The sequence below is a fragment of the Kitasatospora fiedleri genome (assembly GCF_948472415.1).
Taxonomy (GTDB): Bacteria; Actinomycetota; Actinomycetes; order Streptomycetales; family Streptomycetaceae; genus Kitasatospora; species Kitasatospora fiedleri.
The window spans coordinates 1,936,110-1,957,233 of record NZ_OX419519.1 but is presented as its reverse complement, the minus strand read 5'-3'; the positions used below and the strand labels follow the sequence as shown (position 1 = coordinate 1,957,233).

At 74.6% G+C, this 21,124-nt stretch carries 17 protein-coding genes; 8 read left to right on the top strand and 9 right to left on the bottom strand.

The window, feature by feature from the left end:
* Window positions 1-45 precede the first annotated feature (45 nt).
* Entirely contained in the window at window positions 46-129 is an 84-nt protein-coding gene (locus tag QMQ26_RS37420; protein WP_318264789.1) for a putative leader peptide, read from the bottom strand.
* Window positions 130-420: 291 nt separating this feature from the next.
* On the opposite strand from QMQ26_RS37420, the gene QMQ26_RS09255 reads away from it, so the two are divergent.
* The gene (locus QMQ26_RS09255) at window positions 421-1,635 is read left to right on the top strand and encodes a YihY/virulence factor BrkB family protein (RefSeq protein ID WP_100835682.1); all 1,215 of its coding nucleotides are present in this window, start codon (window positions 421-423) and stop codon (window positions 1,633-1,635) included.
* A 17-nt stretch (window positions 1,636-1,652) separates the two neighbouring features.
* On the opposite strand, the gene QMQ26_RS09250 is transcribed toward QMQ26_RS09255, so the two are convergent.
* Both QMQ26_RS09250 and QMQ26_RS09245 read right to left on the bottom strand, forming a co-directional pair.
* Window positions 1,653-2,138: a hypothetical protein gene (locus tag QMQ26_RS09250; RefSeq protein ID WP_282205383.1), complete on the bottom strand. Its 486-nt coding sequence runs from the start codon at window positions 2,136-2,138 to the stop codon at window positions 1,653-1,655.
* Window positions 2,139-2,140: 2 nt separating this feature from the next.
* Window positions 2,141-3,457, bottom strand: a complete 1,317-nt coding sequence (locus tag QMQ26_RS09245; protein ID WP_282205382.1) for a hypothetical protein — start codon at window positions 3,455-3,457, stop codon at window positions 2,141-2,143.
* A 615-nt stretch (window positions 3,458-4,072) separates the two neighbouring features.
* Here QMQ26_RS09245 and rsgA point away from each other — a divergent pair.
* From rsgA to QMQ26_RS09230, 3 genes are read left to right on the top strand one after another with little or no spacing between them, the layout of a single operon-like run.
* Window positions 4,073-5,038, top strand: coding sequence for a ribosome small subunit-dependent GTPase A (rsgA, locus tag QMQ26_RS09240; protein ID WP_282205381.1), 966 nt, complete (start codon window positions 4,073-4,075; stop codon window positions 5,036-5,038).
* Between the two features lie 57 nt (window positions 5,039-5,095).
* Window positions 5,096-6,691: a DNA-3-methyladenine glycosylase 2 family protein gene (locus QMQ26_RS09235; RefSeq protein ID WP_282205380.1), complete on the top strand. Its 1,596-nt coding sequence runs from the start codon at window positions 5,096-5,098 to the stop codon at window positions 6,689-6,691.
* Entirely contained in the window at window positions 6,688-7,236 is a 549-nt protein-coding gene (locus QMQ26_RS09230; RefSeq protein ID WP_100835679.1) for a methylated-DNA--[protein]-cysteine S-methyltransferase, read from the top strand. The genes QMQ26_RS09235 and QMQ26_RS09230 overlap by 4 nt, the downstream gene beginning before the upstream one ends.
* Window positions 7,237-7,243: 7 nt before the next feature.
* Here the strand turns inward: QMQ26_RS09230 and QMQ26_RS09225 are convergent, their stop codons facing one another.
* Entirely contained in the window at window positions 7,244-8,371 is a 1,128-nt protein-coding gene (locus QMQ26_RS09225) for a tetratricopeptide repeat protein (protein WP_282205379.1), read from the bottom strand.
* A 32-nt stretch (window positions 8,372-8,403) separates the two neighbouring features.
* Window positions 8,404-9,390, bottom strand: coding sequence for an ATP-binding protein (locus QMQ26_RS09220; RefSeq protein WP_282205378.1), 987 nt, complete (start codon window positions 9,388-9,390; stop codon window positions 8,404-8,406).
* A 436-nt stretch (window positions 9,391-9,826) separates the two neighbouring features.
* On the opposite strand from QMQ26_RS09220, the gene QMQ26_RS09215 reads away from it, so the two are divergent.
* Window positions 9,827-12,910, top strand: a complete 3,084-nt coding sequence (locus QMQ26_RS09215; protein ID WP_282205377.1) for an AfsR/SARP family transcriptional regulator — start codon at window positions 9,827-9,829, stop codon at window positions 12,908-12,910.
* A 500-nt stretch (window positions 12,911-13,410) separates the two neighbouring features.
* Here the strand turns inward: QMQ26_RS09215 and QMQ26_RS09210 are convergent, their stop codons facing one another.
* Window positions 13,411-13,917: a MarR family winged helix-turn-helix transcriptional regulator gene (locus QMQ26_RS09210; protein ID WP_100835677.1), complete on the bottom strand. Its 507-nt coding sequence runs from the start codon at window positions 13,915-13,917 to the stop codon at window positions 13,411-13,413.
* 201 nt (window positions 13,918-14,118) lie between these two features.
* Between QMQ26_RS09210 and QMQ26_RS09205 the strand changes: the two genes are divergently transcribed.
* Window positions 14,119-15,543 (top strand): MFS transporter, encoded by a 1,425-nt coding sequence (locus tag QMQ26_RS09205; RefSeq protein ID WP_282205376.1) that lies wholly within the window; start codon window positions 14,119-14,121, stop codon window positions 15,541-15,543.
* A 175-nt stretch (window positions 15,544-15,718) separates the two neighbouring features.
* Here QMQ26_RS09205 and QMQ26_RS09200 read toward each other — a convergent pair whose 3' ends face one another.
* The 3 genes from QMQ26_RS09200 to QMQ26_RS09190 form a co-directional block, all read right to left on the bottom strand.
* Window positions 15,719-16,333 (bottom strand): DUF305 domain-containing protein, encoded by a 615-nt coding sequence (locus QMQ26_RS09200; protein ID WP_282206475.1) that lies wholly within the window; start codon window positions 16,331-16,333, stop codon window positions 15,719-15,721.
* A gap of 140 nt (window positions 16,334-16,473) precedes the next feature.
* A complete protein-coding gene (locus QMQ26_RS09195) occupies window positions 16,474-17,214 on the bottom strand; it encodes a DUF3105 domain-containing protein (protein WP_282205375.1) in 741 nt (246 codons plus the stop codon).
* Window positions 17,215-17,326: 112 nt separating this feature from the next.
* Complete coding sequence (locus tag QMQ26_RS09190) at window positions 17,327-17,839, bottom strand: hypothetical protein (protein WP_282205374.1); 513 nt, start codon at window positions 17,837-17,839, stop codon at window positions 17,327-17,329.
* Window positions 17,840-18,934: 1,095 nt separating this feature from the next.
* On the opposite strand from QMQ26_RS09190, the gene QMQ26_RS09185 reads away from it, so the two are divergent.
* Together QMQ26_RS09185 and QMQ26_RS09180 are read left to right on the top strand one after the other, a co-directional pair.
* The gene (locus QMQ26_RS09185) at window positions 18,935-19,777 is read left to right on the top strand and encodes a protein phosphatase 2C domain-containing protein (protein ID WP_282205373.1); all 843 of its coding nucleotides are present in this window, start codon (window positions 18,935-18,937) and stop codon (window positions 19,775-19,777) included.
* 250 nt (window positions 19,778-20,027) lie between these two features.
* Window positions 20,028-20,981, top strand: coding sequence for an aminoglycoside phosphotransferase family protein (locus tag QMQ26_RS09180; protein ID WP_282205372.1), 954 nt, complete (start codon window positions 20,028-20,030; stop codon window positions 20,979-20,981).
* Window positions 20,982-21,124 lie beyond the last annotated feature (143 nt).

Here is a 21,124-nt window from a genome sequence, read left to right as displayed (position 1 = left end):
CGCGACGGCGGGGATGGCGCCGGTGCGCTGCGGCGTACGAAGGGCTCAGGTCACCGGACAGATGGCGCTGGACACGCGAAGGAGGTCGACGTGGAGTCGGCCAACTAGGGTGGTTCCGGCGCTAGACATGGCAAGAGATTCGCACGGCGAGCGACTCGCGGTCCACTAACGTCCGAATCCTGGACTCCATCGTTCCGCATGCTGGGACAGCGGCCGTTCCCGGCCGGTCCGTGCCCCCTGCGTGCCCTCCGCGTGCCCTCCGCGGGCCCTCCGTGGGCCCCCTGCGCGCCCTCCAACTCCCCTGCCGTTCCCCCGTTGTCCCCCGGCGTTCCCCCGCGTTCCTTCCGCGTTCCCCCGGCGGGCCGCCGGTTCCCGGCAGGGCCGCTCGGGCCGCGCGGCCGGGGCCGATACCGTAGGGGCGTGCAAGCAGCAGGCAGTACCCCCCACCCGGCCGGAGGACCCGGGCCGACCGGCGACCGGCCCTCCCGCCGACGCGGCGGACGGCGCCGCGCCGCCAAGCGCAGCACCTGGCACGGCACCGCGTGGGCACTGGTGAAGGACACCACCAACACCTGCGTGGAGTACCGGGTCACCGGACTCGCGGCCGAGGCGGCGTTCTTCACCCTCCTCTCCATCCCGCCGCTGCTGCTCTGCCTGGCCGGCACCCTCGGCTACCTCGACGACATCCTCGGGGCCGGGACGATCGACAAGCTCAAGCAGGACATCGTCTCAGCAGCTGGGACGGTGCTCTCACCGAGCTCCATCGACGAGATCGTCCAACCCCTGCTGCGCGACGTGTTCGACAGCGCCCGGCCGGACCTGATCTCGATCGGCTTCCTGCTCTCGCTCTGGTCCGGCTCCCGGGCGCTGTACATCTTCATCGACACCATCACCGTGATGTACGGCCTCGACGGCAAGCGCGGCCTGGTCAAGACCCGGCTGATGTCGCTCGGCCTCTACCTGGGCGCGCTGGTGATCGGCTCCTTGGTGCTGCCGCTGCTGGTGGCCGGGCCCGGACTGCTGATCGGCACCTTCCAGAGCTGGGCCGGAGTGATCAACGGCCTGTACTGGCCCGCCGCGATCATCCTGCTGGTGCTCTCCCTCACCACCCTCTACCACGTGGCCGTCCCGGTCTCCACGCCCTGGCGCGAGGACATCCCCGGCGCGCTGGTCGCCCTGCTGGTCCTGGTGGTCTGCAGCGTCGCGCTCCGGCTCTACCTGGTCAGCTCGGTCGAGGGCCACTCCGTCTACGGCTCGCTCGCCGCCCCGGTCGCCGTGCTGCTGTGGATCTTCGTGGTGGCGCTGGCCGTGCTCATCGGCGCCGCCATGAACGCCGCGATCGACCGCCGCTGGCCCACCGTCGAGACCGCCGACGCCCGCGCCGAGAACGAGCGGATCGCCGAGGACGTCGCCGTCCAGCGCGGCCGCGAGGCCGCCGCCCGCCGGGCCGTCGAACGCGCCGAACGGGCCCGCCAGTTCGGCCTCGCCGAGGGCCACGACGAGGACCTCTTCGACGAGGACGACGACGAGCCCGTCCCCAGTGAGTACCCGGAGCGCTGGGCCTCCTTCCTCCCGTACGGCGACATCCGGCGCCGGCTCGGCGGCGGCCGTCGCCGCCGACGCCCCGGGCGGTGAGCGGGCGGCCGGGGCCGCTACCTGTCGGTGGCGCTGTTCTCGGTGCTGTGCGTCCTGCCGGGCGCGTCGCCGGGCGCGTCGCCGTGCGTGCTGCCGTGGGAGCCGTCGTGGGCCCGGGCGCGGGCGGCCGACAGCAGGGCGTGCACCAGCGAACCGGCCAGCGCGGCCGGGTCGGCGGTTCCGGTGCCGGTGCCGGTGCCGTTGCCGTTGCCGGTGCCGTCGGCGGCGGTGCGCTCGGTGGTGCTCCCGGCGGCGGGCGGGCGGAGGGTCAGCGTGCCGCCGCGGAAGCGGACGTGCACCAGGCCGCCCGGGTCGCGCAGCGCCAGCACCGCGCAGCCCGGGTGCCGCCGCCACACCTCCTCGGCCGACCCGCCCGGGTGCTCGCCGTACAGGACGTCCGCCAGGTGCCGCACCCGGGCGGGTTCGTCGGTCCGGGCCGCCAGGTGCCGGTCGCACCAGGCCGGGACGCCCGGGCCGGCGTCGAGCCGGACCGTTACCGTCACCGTCACTGCCACCGGCCGCCCCCGTTCCCCGGGCTGTCGCTGTTCCCGCCGTGGTTTCCGCCGCTGTGCCCGCCGCTGTGCCCGCCTCCGCCCGTGAACAGCGGCGTGGGCGGGGCGAGCACGGGCGCCGCGGCCGGGTGGGCCGGTTCGCCCAGGTCGAGCACCCGGTACAGCAGCCGCCGGATTCGGGGCAGGAACGCGCCCGGCTCGGAGGAGATCCGGGCCCCGATCTCCGCGTACGCCTCCCGCCGGTAGACCCCGTCCGCGTACGCGAGCTGCCCGTCCAGCGGGTGCGCCGGGTCCAGCGCCGGGGCGGTGCGCGCCAGTTGGACGCCCGGCGAGTGCGGGTTGACGTCCCGGTGCGGGAACCGGGCCAGCAGGATTCGGGCCCCGGTGAGCGACGCGTACAGCGTCACCGAGCCGTGGTCGCCGATCACGTAGTCGGCGGCCACCAGCAGCGGACGCCAGTCGGTCTGCGGGGTGACCAGCGACACCGCGCCGCCCGACACCCCCTCCACCCATCGGCGCACCTGCCAGCCGCCGTGCCCGGCCGACACGTTGGGGTGCACCACCAGCGCCGTCCGGAACCGTCCGGCGGGCAGTTCGCGCACCAGCCGCGGCAGCAGCGCGTCCAGCCCGCCGAACACCGAGTTCGGCCCCCAGGTCGAGCAGAGCAGCACCAGCCGTTCCCGCTCGCCCAGGCCCAGCGCCGCCCGGTACTCCGCCCGCCGGGGCAGCGCCGCGACGATCCGGTCGTGGTCCCCGTCGCCGACCACCTCCGCGATCGGCAGCACCTCCGGGCAGGAGCGCTCCAGCGCCGCCAGGTCGTCCCGGTGCGCCAGCGCGTACGCCGCCGCGTTCGGGCGGCCCTCCCACAGCAGGTAGTCCCGGCCCAGACCGGAGACCTCCCGCGGGCCGTTGCCGTTGCCGTTGTCGTTGTCGCTTCCGCTGCGCCGCTGTTCCCGGACGCCCGTCACCGCGCTCGCGGGCGGCAGCGCCCGGGCCAGCTTGAGGTGGCCGGCCCCGTGCGGCAGCCGCACCAGCGGGCCCCGGACCTGCTCGATCCCCTTCGAACCCGCGGCCAGCACCAGGTCGAACTCGGTGGCCACCGCCTGCTCCCACGGCACCACCGTGCCGCCGAGCCCTGTCAGGAACGCCGCCAACCCCTCGTTGAACGCGTGCGGCGCGACGGTGAACACCACCTGCACCCGCAGGTCCGACGCCAGCAGCTCGCACACCTCGCGCAGCCGCTGCCAATACACCGTTGTGTGCACGACCGCCAGCACCCGCTTGCGGTCGGGCAGAGTCGCCCAGGACATCGGGTCTCCCCCTCTCTTCCGGCCTCCCACCGGAACGGCGGGCACCGTGCGCCGCCGTCACGGGGAGGGATGTCCGGGCGCGGTGGCGGGACGGCTGGAGAACCCTTGCGCGGCTTGCGGAACCCTTGCGTCCGGGATTCCCGCCAACTTCCTTTCCGAGTACGGGAGTTGGGTTTTCGTGGAGGGGGTGGAAAATCGGTGGCGCGGGGGGCGGGCGGGTACTAGCGTGGCGTCCGCCGATCGAGCGCGCCCCAGGGCGGGGTGCGCGAGGCGTGTTCGGAGAGGAAGGAGGTGAGGACCGTGAGGCCTGTCTTCGCAGGTGTCTGCCACCGCGTCCAGAAGTCCAGCGAGTCCACCACCCCCTGGCCCCCGGCCCGCCGTCTCCCGGCGTCGCACCTCCGCTGACGCCCTCCGGCCGGGGCCGCCCGTTCCCCCCCGAAGGGTCCCGTTGATCACCGTGCAGGCCCCCGCCCGCCCCCTCCCCGTGCCCACTCCTCCTCCCGCGTCCTCCGTTCCCCCGCGCACCCGCTCGCCGGGCTCGGCTGGACGGACGACCGGGCCGCCGCGTTCGCCCCGTTCGCCGCCGCCGGGCTGCTGCCCGGACGGATCGTCCGGATGGACCGCGGCAGCTGCGAAGTCCTGCTCGTCGACCCCGAGAACGGCGAGCCGGCCGTGCGCCGCGCCGCCACCCGTCCGGTCATGACGGCCGACACCGCGCACAACCCGTGCACCGGCGACTGGGTCGCGTTCGACCCGGCCGCCCGTCCCGCCCCCGCCCTCGCGGCGGTGCTGCCCCGCACCACCGCGATCATCCGCAAGGGCGCCCACAAGCGCTCCGAAGGCCAGGTCCTGGCCGCCAACGTCGACACCGTACTGATCGCCGTCTCGCTCGCCGCGGAACCCGATCCCGGCCGGATCGAGCGCCTGCTCGCCCTCGCCTGGGAGTCCGGGGCCGAACCGCTGATCGTCCTGACCAAGTCCGACCTGGTCCACGACGGCGACTTCGTCCGGGCGGACGTCGAGGCGATCGCGCCCGGGGTCGCCGTCCTGGCGGTCAGCGCCGAGACCGGCGAGGGGATGGACGGACTGCGCGCCCGGGCCACCGGCTCCTGCGCCCTGATCGGCCAGTCCGGCGCGGGCAAGTCCACCCTCACCAACGCACTCACCGGGACGGCGGCGATGACGGTCCAGCAGGTCCGCTCCGTCGACGAGAAGGGCCGGCACACCACCACCGCCCGCGAACTCGTCCCGCTCCCGTCCGGCGGCGCCGTCATCGACACCCCCGGCCTGCGCGGCGTCGGCCTCTTCGGCGGCGAGGGCATCGACCGGGCTTTCGCCGACATCAGCGCCATCGCCGCCGCGTGCCGCTACAGCGACTGCTCCCACCGCACCGAACCCCGCTGCGCCGTCCGCGCCGCCCTCACCGACGGCACCCTCCCCGAGCGCCGCTGGGAGAGCTACCTCAAGCTCCAACGCGAGAACGACTTCATCGCCGCCCGCACCGACGCCCGCCTCCGCGCCGAACGCGCCCGCCACCGCAAGCACCTCACCAAGGCGGCCCGCTCCTACCCCAGGCCCTGACCTCCCCGCCACTCGGCTCCACGGCCCCGGGCCCACTGCCCGGGGCCGCCCACGGCGATGTCCGATTCCCGCCAGTCGGCACTCCGGCGATCACGCAGACTGGAAGGCGTGATCGACGACGAGACCAGGTACCGGGCCGTGGACAGCCGGGACGCCCGCTTCGACGGGGTGTTCTTCACGGCGGTACGGACCACCGGCATCTACTGCCGTCCGAGCTGCCCGGCCACCACCCCCAAGCGCACCAACTGCACCTTCTACCCGACCGCGGCCGCCGCCCAGGGCGCGGGCTACCGGGCCTGCCGGCGCTGCCGGCCGGACTCGGTGCCCGGCTCGCCCGAGTGGAACCACCGGGCCGACCTGGTCGGCCGCGCCGTGCGGCTGATCGGGGACGGCGTGGTCGACCGGGAGGGCGTCGCCGGGCTGGCCTCCCGGCTCGGCTACAGCTCCCGGCAACTCCAGCGGCAGCTGACCGCCGAGCTCGGCGCGGGCCCGCTCGCGCTGGCCCGGGCGCAGCGCGCGCAGACCGCCCGCCTCCTCCTGCAGACCACCGAACTGCCGGTCACCGACGTGGCGTTCGCGGCCGGGTTCGCCTCCGTCCGGCAGTTCAACGACACCATCCGCGAGGTGTACGACCGCACCCCGTCCACGCTGCGCACCGAGCACGGCGGCCACCGCCGCACCCCGGCCGCGGGCGGCACGCTCGGCCTGCGGCTGGCCTACCGGGGCGCGATCGACACCGGCCACCTGCTCGACTTCCTCGGCCTGCGGGCCGTCCCGGGCGTCGAGGAGGTCGTCCCGGGCCCGCGCCCCGGCACCCGCAGCTACCGGCGCACCCTGGCCCTCCCGTACGGGCACGGCCTGGCCGAGGTGGACGGGCTCGCCCCCGGCGACCGGCCGGACCGGGGCTGGCTGGACTGCCGGCTGACCCTCACCGACCTGCGCGACCTGACCACGGCCGTGCACCGGCTGCGCGCCCTGTTCGACCTGGACGCCGACCCCGACGCGGTGGACGCCCGGCTCGCCGCCGACCCGCTGCTGGCCCCACTGGCCGCCGCCCGGCCCGGGCTGCGCTCGCCCGGCCACGTCGACCCGCACGAGCTCGCCGTCCGGGCCGTGCTCGGCCAGCAGGTCACGGTGGCCGCCGCCCGCACCCTGGCCGGGCGGCTCGCCGAGCGGTACGGGACCCCGCTGCCGACCGCCGACGGCGGGCTGCGCCTGCTGTTCCCGACCGCTGCGGCGCTGGCCGCCGCCGACCCGGAGCACCTGGCGATGCCGACCGCCCGGCGCCGGGCCCTGCTCGGCCTGTGCGCGGCGCTCGCCGACGGCACGGTCCGGCTCGACCCGGGCGTCGACCGCGAACAGGCCGCCGCCGAGCTGCTCGCGCTGCCCGGCATCGGCCCGTGGACGGTCGGCTACCTGCGGATGCGCGCCCTCGCCGACCCGGACGTGTTCCTCCCCACCGACATCGGCGTCCGCGACGGCCTGCGCGCCCTCGGCGAGGCGGGCGACCCGCGCGCCGCCGCCGAACGCTCCGCCCGCTGGGCGCCCTGGCGCTCCTACGCCCTGCACCACCTGTGGTCGGCCGCGGCCGAACGCCACGCCGCCACCCCCCGTACCCGCGCGACCCGCGAGACCCCCAAGGACCAGCCATGACCACCGAACCCACCGCCGTGTTCACCCCCGCCCCCGTGCCCGCCACCGTGTTCACCACCATGGAGAGCCCGCTCGGGACCCTGCTGCTCAGCGGCGTCCTCGGCCCCGACGGCGGCTGCGCGCTGTCCACCGTCACCGCCCCCGGCCAGAAGGGCGCGCTCGCCGCACCCGCCGCCCACTGGCGACCCGACGCCGATGCCCTCGCCCCGGCCGTCGACCAGCTCACCGCCTACTTCGCCGGCGCGCGCACCTCCTTCGACCTGCCGCTGGCCCCCGTCGGCACCCCCTTCCGGCAGCGGATCTGGGACGCCCTGGACGACATCCCGTACGGCACCACCCTCACCTACGGCCAACTCGCCGACGTCGCGGGCCAGTCCCCGCGCGCGGTGCGCGCCGTCGGCGGCGCGGTCGGCGCCAACCCGCTGCTGATCATCCGCCCCTGCCACCGGGTGATGGGCGCCAACGGCAGCCTCACCGGCTTCGCCGCGGGCATCGACGCCAAGCGCTGGCTGCTGGCCCACGAGAGCGGCGACCGGCTGTTCTGACCCTCCGTCACTCCTCCTCCGCCTCACCGCCGTTCGGCTCGGCCGGGTCCGGGTCGATCGCGGCCAGCCGCCGGGCGAGCCGGGCGACGTCCGGGGCGGCGAGCCGCCGGTACGCCTCGTGCGCGGCGGTGAACCGTTCCCGGGCGAGGACGAGATCGCCCTGGGTGAGGGCGAGTTCGCCGAGCCATTCGACGGTGCGGGCCTGCCAGGGCGGCGCGCCCGCAGCGACGAAACCCTCTCGCGCGGTCTCCAGCGCCGCGCAGGCCAGGTCGTACCGTCCGGCGCGGATGTACGCCCGGCCCATGATCGCCTGCGCCCGGCACACCTCGTAGGGGTCGGAGACGGCCGTCAGGTCCTCGATGGCCGCTTCGAGCTGGCGGACGGCCTCCGCCTCGTCTGCGGCGTCCACCGCGACCTCGCCGAGCGCGATCCGCAGCAGACCGACGCCGCGCCGGTAGCCGATCGCCGTCCTCAGCCGCATCGCCTCCTCGAACTCGGCCCGGGCGGAGTCGAGTTCGCCGAGCTGCCGGTGCGCGTGGCCGAGCCCGGTCCGGGCCTGGGACTCGGCGCGCGGGTCGCCGTCGGCGATCGCCAGGTCGAGCGCCTGCCGGTACCAGTGCGCGGAGTCCGCGGGGCGCCCGGCACTGCGCAGGCCCTGGCCACCGGAGGTCAGCATCCGCTGCTCGCCGGCCCGGTCCCCGGCGAGCCGGGCGGCCCGCAGGCCGAGTTCGTGCGCCTCAAGGTGGAGACCGAGCGGGCGCAGCCGGAGGAACAGCGGCCACATGGCGTCGGCCAACTGCCAGACCAGGCTGTGCTCGCCGCGCCCGGCGGCGTCCCGCAGGACGGCGGCGAGCTGGTCGCGCTCCCGGTCGAGCCACCCGAGGGCCGCTGACTCCTCGGTGAACTCCAGCGGGCACCAAGGGGGTTGACTGTAGTCGCGGGCCAGGTTGCGGTGGCTGGGGCTGATCAGCAGTTCGGCGGCCGTGGTGGTGGCCAGGTAGTGGTCGGCGACCCGCCGGACCGCGGCCCGGCACTGCTCGGGGGACTCCTCGACCTGCCCCCGCTCCCGGGCGTGCAGCCGGACCAGGTCGTGGAACCGGTAGCGCCCGTCGCGGCGCTCCTCCAGCAGGTGCACCCCGGCGAGCGTGTCGAGCGTGAGGTCGGCCCTTACCGGGAGAGCTCGGCGGCGGCCGCCGCCACCTCGGGCGTGAACTCCGTCACCGGCAGCTGCCCCAGCAGCCGGTACAGCCGTCCAGCCTCCGGGTCCAGTACCTCGTACGAGGTGTCCAGTACGCCGCGCACGGCCGTCTCGCCGTCCAGGCGCAGCACGGCGAGCCGGTCGGCCTCCCTCCGCAGCGCCTCCGCGGTCGCGGCCAGCGGCTGCCGCGGACGCGCGGCCATCCGGGCACCGACCACGCAGATCGCCAGCGGCAGCCCCGCGCAGCGGGTGACCACCTGGTCGGCGGCCAGCGGTTCGGCGGCGATCCGGTCGGCCCCGACCCGGTCCACCAGCAGTTCGACGGCGGCGGGGCGGTCGATCAGGCCGATCGGGAAGAATCCGGCGCCGTCCATGACGAGCCCGGCCAGCCGGGTACGGCTGGTCGCCACTGCGACCGAGTGCTCGGAGCCGGGCAGCAGCGCCCGGACCTGGGCGGCGGTGGCGGCGCTGTCCAGCAACAGCCCGATCCGCCGCCGCGCCGTGGCCGACCGCCACAGCGCGGCCGCCTCCCCCAGCTCGGCGGGTGCCCCGGAGATCCCCAGCGCCCGCAGGAACGCGCCCAGCACCTCCGTCGGATCGGTCGGCCCGCCGGGCGCGTGGCTGCGGAGGTCGGCGTAGAACAGCCCGTCGGGAAACTCCGCCGCCCGGGCCCGCAGCCAGTACCCGGCCAACGCGCTCTTCCCGACCCCGGCCGGCCCGGTCAGCACCAGGCAGCGCCCCCCGGGAGCCGGGAGCGCGCCCAGCTCCACGTCGAGCGCGGCCAGTTCCGCTCCGCGCCCGAGGAGGCGCGCGGGGGCGGGTGGAAGCTGTCGCGGTACTGGAAGCAGCGCCGGAGCGTGCGAATGAACGTGCACGCCCCCATGAATGTCGCCCGCCTGGAGCGCGACACCTTCGATCCTGGCCTGGCCGGTGATGGAGCTGCGAGTGTCGTCCACGTGCTCTTTCCTCCCCTGGATCGATGGGTGCGGCCGGTCTCCGCCAGCATCGCCACTCCGTCCGGCACCGATCCGACCGCCCTCTTCTGTCATGCATATGACTGTCAGAGCGTGTTCCGGGGCGTGCGGGGTGGTGAGTGGCGACCGAACAGTGCATATTCCTGACGGTCCATCAGCTCTCATGCCCGAAGGGCCAGCTCATGGCACCCGGATGAGGCCGGGACCACTCCGGTGGCGGTCCTGGAAACCCCTGCGGCGAGCCGCAGATCCGCCCTGGACGAGGACCGGTGCTTGTACCAGAAAGCCAGACGGAACACAGGGACAATGCCGGAAAACTGGCGCCGGGAAACATTGGGCTGCTATAGCAGTGCACTCCCACCCATGCCATGCTCGCCTCCTGTGCGACCGAGAAACCGGCGACAGGAGGAACACCGCGATGATCCACCTGCTGGGTACTGTCGAACTCTCGGCCGGGGGACGGCCGTTGCCCATCAGCTCGCGCAAGACCAGGACCCTGCTGGCCTGCCTCGCCCTCGACCTGGAGCGCCCGCAATCGGTCACCTCCATTGCCGAGCGGCTCTGGGACGGCGACCCCCCGCCGAGCGCCGTCAGCACTCTGCACGGCTACCTCTCCAGACTCCGCACGGCCCTGCGCAGGGCCAACGAGCTGGGCGATGCCACGGACGGTGCGCCGATCGAGATCGTCTCCCGCTCCGGCACCTACACGCTGCACGCCGAAGCCGACCAGGTGGACTGGCAGCTGTACTACGATCTCGCCCGCCAGGCCCGCAGACTGGCCGAGGACGGGGACGACCGGCGGGCCCTCGCCGTCCTCCGCCGGGCCGACAGCACCTGGCAGGGCGAGCCGCTCGCCGGCCTGCCCGGCCTCTGGGCGCAGCAGGTCCGCAGCCAGTTGCTGGACCGCCGGTTCGCCGCCTCGCTGACCCGCTTCGAGGTCGAACTCCGCCTCGGCCACTTCGCCGACCTCGTCCCCGACCTCACCGAACTCGCCGAGCAGAGCCCGTGGAACGAACGGGTGGCCGCCCACCTGATGACCGCGCTCTACGGCTGTGGCCGGATCGACGAAGCGCTCACGGTCTACCGGCGCATCCGGCGGCGGATGTACGACGACCTCGCCACCAACCCCGGCGAGGCACTCGACCGACTGCACGAGGGCATCCTGCGCCGGGCCCGCATCTCCGACCTGATCGACCGCCCGGCCGCGTCCCCGGTCGCCGCCGCGCCGCCGCCCGAGCCCGAACGGCGCCCCTCCACCCTGCTTCCCGCCCCTGAAATCTCGGGTCGAGAAAGCGAGTTGGATTTGCTGACCGCTGCTGCGCGCGGCGAGTGGCCGACCCGCGCCCCCGGCCGGGCCGCAGCCCTCCCGGTGATCGCCCTCAGCGGCCAGCCCGGCTGCGGAAAGAGCGCCCTCGCGCTCGCCGCCGCCCACCGGCTGCGCCCCGACTTCCCCGATGGCGCCTTCATGCTCCGCCTCGCCGCCCATTCCCCCATCCGCTCCGACCCCAGCCCCGAAACCGCAGCCACCGACCTGCTGCGCCAGTTCGGCGTCCCGGCCCCGGAGATTCCCCTCGACTCCGACGAACTCCTGGCCAGATGTCGGGAGTTGCTCTCCCAGCGCCGCGCGCTGGTGCTGTTCGACAACGCCGCCGGCCCTGACCAGATCGGCCCGCTGCTCCCCGCCGAGCCCACCTGCTTCATCTTGATCACCAGCCGCCACCGGATGGCTGAGCTGCCCGCCGTCAGCACCGTCCCGCTCGATGTCCTCACACCTGCGGCCTCCGCCGCCATGTTCACCCGCCTGGTCGGCCCCGACCGGGCCGACGACCAGGACCGGCTCGCCGACGTCACGCGTCGCTGCGCCCATCTCCCGCTGGCCCTCCACCTCATTGCCGGCCGCTTCCGCTCCCGTTCGTCGTGGGACCTCGCCCACCTCGCCGACCGACTCTCCCGCAGCAACCGCCTCGGCGAGCTGAGACACGGGCCGGACAGCCTGCACCGGGCCCTCGCCATGTCGTACCACGGTCTGTCGGCCGACCATCAGGTCGCCTTCCGCCGATTGAGCCTGCATCCGGGCAACGACTTCGGCCTGCTGACCGCAGCCGTGCTCATCGACTGCCCCGTCGACCGGGCGGAACGTCTGATCGAGGACCTGCTGGCGGACAGCCTGCTCGCCGAGCACGCGGTCGAAAGGTTCAGCTTCCACGAACTGGTCCGCGAATACGCGGCCGCCCAGGAACTGCGGGAGGAATCCGCCCAGGAGCGGTCCGCGACGATCAGACGGTGCGTCAACTTCCTTACTGTGATGGCAGATCGGTCAGACGTGGAGTGCTTCCCCACGCGCTACCGGATGTCGCTCGGCGCGTTGTCCGAGGTGGGGGGTGAGGGGTTCCCCCACCTTCCGCCCGAGATTCTCCGGACGGTTCCCGCGCCCGGCTGGCTGGCCGTCGAAACCGCATCCCTGATCGAACTTGAAAAGGGCTTACGGGCCGACGGGGACCGGAAATCCGCCGCCGTACTGGTCCATGTGATCAATGGCCGGCTCGATGCCGAATGCCTGTGGCGGGAGGCCATCGACGCCCACCGGTCGGCCGCCGATCACTGGCGCGACGAAGGCGCCGCAGAGCCCGAGATGCATGCACAACTGGCCCTCTCTCATTACGCGTTGAGGGTAGCCCGCTATCCGGACGTCGACCGATCGGCCCACCGCGCGCTGGCCCTCGCCCAGGCCGCCCACGACCTCCGCGGCACCGCCGAAGCCTTGGGCTGTCTGGCCCAGCTACGCTGGCGGCAGGGTGAACTGCGGGGGGCGCTGGCCCTGCAGCACGAGAGTTTGGCGACCCTCCGCGGCCTCGGCACCGCACCGGCCGCCACTGCCGCGGCCCTCGCCAACCTCGGCATGCTGCAGAACCAGCTGGGCGAACCCGAGCAGGCTCTCGACAATCTGACCGAAGCGTTGCCGGTCCTGCAGTCGTGCGATGACCTCGCCGCCGCTGTCCGTGTCGCCATGAATATCGCGGGCCTTCAATTCGGGCGTGGTGATGTATCCGCAGCGAGGGAGTCGCTCGATTATGTATCGACACATGGCGAGGGCATTGTCCCGGAAATCGACCTGGAAATTTCCAGGGCGAACCTCGCCGAACTTTTTTCGCTGGCCGGAGATTTCGATCGGGCGATTCATCTACTGGATGGCGCGCTCCGCTCATTTCATCGGCTGGACAGTCCCCAGCATAAGGCCGAGGGGATGATCGCCAAGGCTCGGATTCTCGTCCTCGCTGGAAATCCGGAATCGGCCGGTGAGGCCTATGCGGGGGCACTTGCCATAGCCCGGTCGATCCACGCTCCCCGAGAGGAGGCCGCAGCCCTGCGTGGCCTGTCCGAGCTCGCGGAGCGCTGGGGGCGTGCAGGTCGCAGCCAGGTCACACCCTCGCTCGCGGCTGGGGCTGCCGACGGCCCGCAGCCTCCGGAGGAGCCGGGTGCGCGGCCGGTGCGAACCGGTTGAGATCGGCGGAATGAGGCGGTCCGGAAAAGCGCGGCGGTGCTCCGAGTCGCCCCAGTGTGCTTCGGGGCGGCCTTGCCGCAACCGGGCGTCCGAATCTGGCGACACGGTGACAGATGTCTTCTCCTTCTGTGCGGATGGTCAGAGGGGCCACATCGACCGGGGTGGTCCACTGCGGACGCGTCCCGAGTCATTCCTGCCTCCAGGGGCTGATGAGGTGGAACAAGGTCATTGGGCGGTACAGTCTGCATGGCCGTATCCATCGCACTAACTGAGGAAAACTACGCAACATGCGCGACCGCGAGCTCCCCTGCGCCACCGACTTCAACTCCGCCCGACTCCTCGTTCGCGGCGTCGACATATCGACGCTACGCGCTGGTGGCGGCAGGGCCGGGCAGCCGGGCATCTGTGAGTGGATCTGGGTCTGGGCCTGACGAGCCCGCCAGCCGAACGGCGACGGCCCGCCCCGGTAAGGGGGCGGGCCGTCGCCGTTCGGCGCGGTGTCACCGCGTCGGGTCGGTGCCCGCGAGGGAGTGGGCGAGGCGGTCGAGGCCGGGGAGGGCGCGCATGACGGCTTCGCGGTCGGTGGGGGCGAGGCTTTCGAGGGCGGTGGCGAGGCGGCGTTCGTGGGCGCTCTGCCAGTCGCGCAGTTGCTGGTGGCCGGCTTCGGTGAGGGCGATCCGGGCGGTGCGGCGGTCGCCCGGGTCGGGCTGGCGGTCGACCAGGCCCGCCTCCAGGAGCTTGGAGATGAGGCCGCTGACGGTGTTCGGGGCGAGGCGTTGGCGGGCCGCCAGTTCGCCGACCCGCAGGGGGGAGGCGGCGAGGGTCTGGAGGAGTTCGACCTGGGCCATCGGCAGCGCCTCCCAGGGGAACTCGGATCGGATCGAGCTCCGCAGTGCCCGGCGCAGGCGGGTGATCACGTCGGTGAGCTGCTGGGCCCCGGCGAGCGCGTCGGCACCCGCGTCCACGGGTCCGGGCGGCTGCGGGACGGGCTGGGGCTGCGAGGACATGGCGGACAGCGTAGCGTCCGGCCACCCGCGCGCCATCGGGAGTCCACCCGTCGACCGGCCGGAACAGTGCCCTGGCCAGGGCGGGAGGGGCAGGGGATGGGGACGGGAGGGCAGGGGAACGAGAGAAGGTTCGGAGAGCGCATTGATCGGTGGCGGAGACGCTCCTTGAGCGATTATGTCGGTGGCAGATATGTTTGACCCATGGCTGAACCCGTGGCCGCCTCCCGGCTGCTCGACACCCTGCGACTCGCCGAACGCCCCCGCCCCCGGGCCGTCGCCCGCTGGCCGCACGCGCACTGGCTGGCGGTCGGCACCGTCTGCCTGGGCGCGTTTCTGGGGCAGCTCACCGCCAGCGTCACCTCGCTCGTCTTCCCCGCGCTGGAAGAGCGCTTCGACGCCGCGTTCGCCGCCGTCGAGTGGGTCTCGCTGGCGTACCTGCTGGTACTGGTCGCGCTGCTGGCCCCGGTCGGGCGGCTGTCAGACCTGGTCGGCCGCAAGGCGATGTACCTGGGCGGGTTCGCGGTGTTCGCGGCGGCCTCGCTCGGCGCCGGGCTGGCCGGGAACCTGGGCGTCCTGGTGGCCTGCCGGGCCGTGCAGGCGGTCGGCGGCGCGATGATGCAGGCCAACAGCGTCGCCCTGGTCGCCCGCGGCGTCCCCGAGCGGGCGATGCGCACCGCGCTCGGCGTGCAGGCCGCCGCCCAGGCGCTCGGCCTGGCGCTCGGACCGACCCTCGGCGGGCTGCTGGTCGCGCACGCGTCCTGGCGCTGGGCGTTCTGGGTCAACGTGCCGATCGGAGCACTGGGCGTGCTGACCGGCTGGTTCCTGCTGCCGCGCACCTTCCCGGACGGCCGCCGCCCGGCCCGCGCCGCCCGCGAGGGACGGTTCGACCTGGCCGGACTCCTGCTGCTGGCGGCCTCCTCCACCGCGCTGCTGCTCGCACTGTCCACCGCCTCCGGCCTGCCGCTGCCCGGCTGGGCGGTGGCCGGGCTGCCGGTCGCGGCTGCCGCCGGGGCGCTCGCGCTGGTCCGCCGGGAACGCCGCGCCGACCGTCCGATCATCCCGCCCGGCCTGGTCAACACCCCCGGCATCCGGGCCGGCCTGCTGGTCGCGCTGAGCGGCTACCTGCTGCTGTTCTGCCCGCTGGTCCTGGAACCCGTCGTCCTGGCCGGACGCGGCACCACCGCCACCGCCGCGGGCGCCGCGATCACCGCGCTGCCCGCCGCGTTCGCCCTCGCCGCGACCGCCGGCGGCGCGCTGCTGCCCCGCCGCTGGAACGACGCGGCCCGCTGCCGCTGCGGCGCGCTCACCGCCGCCACCGGGCTGCTCGCCCTGGCCGCGCTGCCCGCACCCGGCCCGTGGACGACGGCCGCGGCGCTCCTGCCCACCGGCTACGGCCTGGGGCTGCTGCTACCCGCCAACAACGCCCTGGTGATGCGGGCGATACCCGCCCAGAGCTCGGCCGTCGGCGGCGGGCTGGTCAACATGGTGCGCAGCCTCGGCACCGCACTCGGCACCGCGCTCCCGGTCCTGGCCGTCCACCAGGCCGGGACGGCGGCGGGCGGCCGGGCCGTCCCGCTGCTGCTCGCGGTGGTCGCCGCGCTGGCGGTCCGACTCTGCCGGGACTGAGCGGGGGAGGGGAGGGGCGCGGCAGGGGGAGGAGGGGAGAGGAGGGGGAAGGGGGGTGAGGGGCGGCGGGGAGAACGCCGGAGGGCGCCGTCCGGGATTCCGGGCGGCGCCCTCCGGGGGCGACGTGGTGGCGTTGACGCGGTGCGGCGCGCTGCGGTCGCGTCGCGTCGCGGCGTCAGGGAGCGGGCTGGGCGCCGCGCTCGGTGAGCATGTCGGTCATCAGCTGGATCTCGGCGTGCTGCGCGTCGACCATGCCCTGGGCGAGCCGCTTCTCGGGGGCGTTGGTCCCCGCGTCCACGTACGCCTGGGCCATCTCCGCGCCCGCCTGGTGGTGCTTGATCATCAGCTGCAGGTAGAACACCTCGGCGTCCCGGCCGCTGAGCGAACGGAGCTTGTCCAGTTCGGTGTTGGTCGCCATGCCGGGCATCAGCGAGCCGTCGTGCGCCTCGTAGGTGTGCCCCATCCAGGTCATCGGCTTGGCGTTGCTGTTCTGCGAGAGGCCCCACTGGTCGAGGAAGCCCATCAGCATGCCGCGCTGGTTGGCCTGGGTGTTGATGATGTCGAACGCGAGGCCGCGCACCGCCTCGTCCTGGGTGCGGTCCCGGACGATGAACGACATGTCGATGGCCTGCTGGTGGTGCATCGCCATGTCGCGGGCGAACCCGGCCTCCGCCGAGTCGGTGCCCGGTGCGGCCGGGGCCGTCGAGGCGGTCGCCGAACTGCCGGACGCCGGGGTGCTGCCGGAGACCAGCGCCGGGACGCCGAGCCCCAGCGCGACCACGGCGGCCAGCGCGGCGGGCCACCAGAACGCCCGTCGACCGCGCCGGGCGGCCGACCGCTGCGGCTCGTACGCGGACCCGGCGGACGCCTCGTGTGCTTCGTACGCCTCGTCGTCGTCCGGTTCCGGCCCCTCGCCGGTGCGGGCGGCGGTCACATCGCCCCCGAGCTGCAGCTGGCGCCCTGCTCCAGGGTCTGCGGGCCTTGCACGAACTTGGCGAAGAAGGTGTCGATCCGCGGGTCGCTGGCGGAGTCCACGATCAGCTGGTTGCTCCACGCGGTCAGCGTGATGGTGCCCTGCTCGTCCGGGTACGGGCTCATCAGGCTGTACGGGGTGGCCTTGACCTTGTCGCTGAGTGTCTTGATGTCCTCGGGGGTGGCCTTGCCGTTGTAGGTGACCCAGACCGCGCCGTGCTCCAGCGAGTGCACCGCGTTCTCGTTCTTGACCGGCTTGTCGTAGACGTTGCCCATGCAGGTCTGCCAGACCGGGTTGTGGTCGCCGCCGACCGGCGGGGTCTGCGGGTACTTCACGTCGGTCTGGACGTGGTTCTGGGTGAACTTGCCGAAGGTCTGGAGGCCCGGGATGTCGGCCTTCGCGGCGTCGTCCTTGGCCTTCTGCGCGGCGTCGGCGGCGGCCGCGGCGGCGGCCTTCTTCTTGTCGTTCTTGTCCTTGGCGTCCAGCGCCAGCCAGGTGCCGCCGCCGATCATGGCGAGCACCAGGGCGGACGAGATGCCTATGGTGAGGAGCTTGTTGCGGCGCTCGCGGCGCTGCTCGACGGCGCGCAGCTCGGCGATCCGGGCCCGGCGGTCGGCCTGCTGGGCGGACTTGCTGCCCGGCTTGGGCTGCTTGCCGGTGGGGCCGGTGGGGTTGGACTGCTTCGAGGCGGAACCCATGGATGTCTTCCTTGTCCCCGCCGTGGCGAGCACGGCGGTCTGCGGTGGGGTGGGGGCAGCGGAGCCGCCGACCTCCCCGCGCGGCGGGGCGGCGGTCGGCGGTGGGTTCCGCTCAGGACCGGTGAACCTGCAGGGCGTGCAGGTCGGGCGCGTGGTGCGACCCCGTCGGCGTGCCGTCGGCCGAGGCGGCGGGCGTCACCGGCGGGGCGACCAGCCGGGGCCGGACGGCCGTGCCGGGCTCCGGCGGCGCGTTCGGCAGGTGCGACTCCGGACCGCAGAAGGGGTGGCTGGAACAGCCGTGACCGGGCACCGGGCCCGGGTTGTCCGCGGTGCACAGGATGAACGTCGCCCCGGGGGCCTCCGCCGCCGGGTCCGGCGCAGTCTCCGCCGCCGGGTCCGGCGCGGGCGCAAGGCGGTGCGGCACCGCCGTGGCTGCCGTCCGGACCGCCCCGGCGGACGGGCCCGCGACGGGCACCGCCCCCGGCTGCGCGGACGCGCCGTGCGCCTCCGGCCCGGCCGACGGGGAACTCAGCGGCCGCGCGGTCGCGGCGGTCGCCGCGCACGGCAGCAGCGCGAGCAGCGCGGCCAGCAGCAGGGACCACAGCACCGCCGCCGGACGGAGCACCGCGCATGCGGCTCCTCCGGGGCGGGTACGAGATCCTGGCGCGGTCATGCGCACATATTAATCAGCCGATCGGGTGAAGCGATGCCCCCCTTGGGCTCTCATTTTCCGGCCGAACGCCCCACGGCCCCGCCCCCGAAGGCCCTGTTGGGGCCCACCCGCCCCCGCACCTTGCCCACCCGCGCCACCTGTGGCCGGAACCCTACCCGGACGTCCGCGCGATCTTCCGAATCCCGGACACCGTCGTCGCACTTCGCAAGAATGGCCTGACGTCCGGCCCCCCTCACGGATCAGGAGCGGTCAGTTGAACGAGCAGGGCCCGCCCCGGCAGCCCCGTCCCGACGACGCCTGGTGGCACACCGTCTACGCGGGCCCCGCCGGCACCCTCCCCGACACCCCCGCCGCGGACGCCGGCACCGGCACCGTCGACGACTGGTTCACCACCGCCGCCGGACTGATCCCCGCAACGCCGCCCGGAGGAGGACGCCTCGGCCGGCGAACCGGTCCGGACGCCGGAACCGGTACCGGAACCCGCTCAGGTCCCGGCACCGGCCCAGGCGCCGGAGCGTGCGGCCGGGGAGGCGGTGGAGACGGCGGTCGAGGCGCAGCCCGGTCCGCCGCCGCGCAGTTGGGCCGAGGCCGCCTGGCCCGACCTTTCGAAGGAACCGGCCGCCCCCGCGCCGACGCCGACCCTGACGGACCTGCCGACAACCGGCCCGGAAGCGGAGGCGGGGACGCAGCCGGAAGCGGAACCGGTCGCGCAATCCGAGCCCGAGCCGCAGCCGCAGCCTGAGCCGCAGCCGGAACCCCAAGCCGCGCCCGAGCCCGTCCCGGCACCCGAGCCCGTCCCCGCGCCGACGTCCGAACCCGTCCCGACGCCGGAGCCCGCACCCGCCTCCGCACCCGCCCCACCCCCCGCCCCGAGCCGACCGTCGTCGCGGAGGCCCCGTCGCCGGAGCGGGCCGCGTCCGCGCCCTGGCTGGGGCGTCCGCAGGCGCCGGCGGTGCCGCACGTGGGGAGCGGCCCCCGACGTACGCGCCCGAGCCGACCAGCCTGCCCGCCGCCGACCCGGCGGGGCTGGCCGCGGTGGTGCCCGACATGGCCGTCGACGGGGCCCGGTTCGCGGGCACCACGCTGCGGGCGGTGTCCATCCGCGGCGACTCGGCCCGCTACCGGGGCGAGCCGCGCACGGACGCCCTGCTCACCGTCCGGTTCGGCGAGGGCGAGGAGGCGCTGGTGCTCACCGTGCTGGCCGCGCCCGCCCGCCGGGCCAACGCCCAGTGGGGGTCCGTCGCGGCGGGCGAGGCGGCCCGGCAACTGGCCGCCGCGATCGGCCGCAGCCGGGCCGAACTCGCCGCCGACCTGCGGGCCGGGGCCCGCGACCGCCTGCGCTACGGCCTCCAGCGGATCGCCCTCCAGGCCGTGGTGCAGCTGCGCAGCGCCGCGGAGACGGCCGCCTACGAGACGGCGCACGAGGCCGCGCAGCACGGGGAGGGCGACGGGACGTCCGGGCTGCCGCCGGAGGAGACCGCCTCGCTGCACTGCCTGCTGATGTCGGCGGACCCGGCCGCGACCCACCGCGCCGCGTTCGGCACCGGCCCCGGCGGGCTCTACCTGCTGCGCTCCGGGCACTGGATCGACGCCTACGCCGCGCGGCTGCTGCACCACCCCGACGGGCAGCCGCCGCTCCCGCCGGCCGCGCCGCCCGCGCCCCGGCCGTTCCGCTTCCGCCTGGTCCCGGCCACCTCCGGCGACATCCTGCTCCTGTGCACGCCGGGCCTGGCCGCGCCGATCGCCGAGGAGCCGGCCGTCGCCCACTTCCTCTCCAGCCACTGGGCGCACCCGCACCCGCCGGGCACCGTCGACTTCCTGCGCCAGATCCAGGTCCGCGCCAAGGGCTACGCGGACGACCGCACCGCGGCCGCGGTCTGGACGGAGTAGACGGACCAGGAGCTGTCCGACCCGCTCCGCGGTGGGTGCCGGACAGCGGCGTGCGCGGCTCCGAGCGGGAACCGCCTCGCGAACTTCGCGGCGGACGCCGCAGTGGCTCGACCACCCCGTCGCGCGCTCTCGGGGACGACCCGGGCGCCGAGTGGTCCGGTTCCCGGGGTCCGCCGCCGACGGGCCCGGCGAATCCGCGCCGGGAAATCGCCTTGCGGCCGTCCCGGGCCGCGGCGGAGGATGCTCGCTGATGAGCGAGACGAGGCACTCCCCGCCGGACGGCCGGGCCGGGATCGACGCCGGGCTGGTGCGTCGTCTCCTACGAGCCCAGTTCCCGCAGTGGGCGGAACTCCCGGTCGTGCCGGTGGCGGTGGACGGGTGGGACAACCGCACCTACCGGCTCGGCGAGCGGATGACGGTGCGTCTGCCCACGCACGCCGCCTACGTCCCGGCGGTGGAGAAGGAGAACACCTGGCTGCCACGCCTGGCGCCGTCCCTGCCGTTGCCCGTCCCGCAGGTGCTGGGCAGGGGCGAGCCGGGCGAGGGGTATCCGCATCCTTGGTCGGTGCGCGGCTGGATCGACGGGGAGACGGCGGCGGCGGGACACATCGCCGACCTGCCCCGGTTCGCCGAGTCCGTGGCCGAGTTCATCCTCGCCCTGCACCGGTGCGACACCACGGGCGGGCCGCTCGCAGGTGCGCACAGCTTCTACCGGGGGGCATCGCCGGCCCACTACGACGAGGAGACCCGGCGCTGTCTCGCCGCGCTCGGCGGGTACGTGGACACCGCGCACGCCGCCGAGATCTGGGACGAGGCCCTGGCCGCGGAGTGGACGGGCCCGCCGGTGTGGTTCCACGGCGACCTCGCCGAGGGCAACCTGCTGGTCTCCGGCGGCGAGTTGAGCGCCGTCATCGACTTCGGCACCTGCGGCGTCGGCGACCCGGCCTGCGACCTCGTGCTGGCCTGGGGACTGTTCACCGGCCCGAGCCGGGCGGCGTTCCGGCGCGCCGTGGGGCAGGACGAGGGCACCTGGGCGCGGGCCCGCGGCTGGCTGACCTGGAAGGCACTGCTCGTCCTCGCCGAAAGCGTCGAGAGTGTCGAGAGCGCCAGGAAGGCGGGCAGCCCGGCGGCGGCCGGTTCCGCCCGGGCGGAGACGAGCCTGCGGGTCCTCGCCGAGGTGATGGCCGACCACCGACGCGCCTAGCGCCGCGTCAGGCGTCTCGACGGGGTGAAGGTTGCCTGACGCGCCTAGGAGCCGTCCGGCCGATCTCGCCGACCGTGTCGATCGCACCGACCTTCCCGCCCGTACCCGGCACAACGATCCGACCGAGCGACAGTCGCAGCGTC

Excerpts from the sequence above, each read along its gene's own strand:
- QMQ26_RS09235 (WP_282205380.1), top strand. The coding sequence starts at position 5,096 with ATGTCCGATTCCCGCCAGTCGGCACTCCGGCGATCACGCAGACTGGAA.
- QMQ26_RS09180 (WP_282205372.1), top strand. The coding sequence starts at position 20,028 with ATGAGCGAGACGAGGCACTCCCCGCCGGACGGCCGGGCCGGGATCGAC.
- QMQ26_RS09185 (WP_282205373.1), top strand. The coding sequence starts at position 18,935 with ATGGCCGTCGACGGGGCCCGGTTCGCGGGCACCACGCTGCGGGCGGTG.
- QMQ26_RS09195 (WP_282205375.1), bottom strand. The coding sequence starts at position 17,214 with ATGGGTTCCGCCTCGAAGCAGTCCAACCCCACCGGCCCCACCGGCAAG.
- QMQ26_RS09245 (WP_282205382.1), bottom strand. The coding sequence starts at position 3,457 with ATGTCCTGGGCGACTCTGCCCGACCGCAAGCGGGTGCTGGCGGTCGTG.
- rsgA (WP_282205381.1), top strand. The coding sequence starts at position 4,073 with ATGGACCGCGGCAGCTGCGAAGTCCTGCTCGTCGACCCCGAGAACGGC.
- QMQ26_RS09205 (WP_282205376.1), top strand. The coding sequence starts at position 14,119 with ATGGCTGAACCCGTGGCCGCCTCCCGGCTGCTCGACACCCTGCGACTC.
- QMQ26_RS09210 (WP_100835677.1), bottom strand. The coding sequence starts at position 13,917 with ATGTCCTCGCAGCCCCAGCCCGTCCCGCAGCCGCCCGGACCCGTGGAC.
- QMQ26_RS09230 (WP_100835679.1), top strand. The coding sequence starts at position 6,688 with ATGACCACCGAACCCACCGCCGTGTTCACCCCCGCCCCCGTGCCCGCC.
- QMQ26_RS37420 (WP_318264789.1), bottom strand. The coding sequence starts at position 129 with ATGTCTAGCGCCGGAACCACCCTAGTTGGCCGACTCCACGTCGACCTC.
- QMQ26_RS09215 (WP_282205377.1), top strand. The coding sequence starts at position 9,827 with ATGATCCACCTGCTGGGTACTGTCGAACTCTCGGCCGGGGGACGGCCG.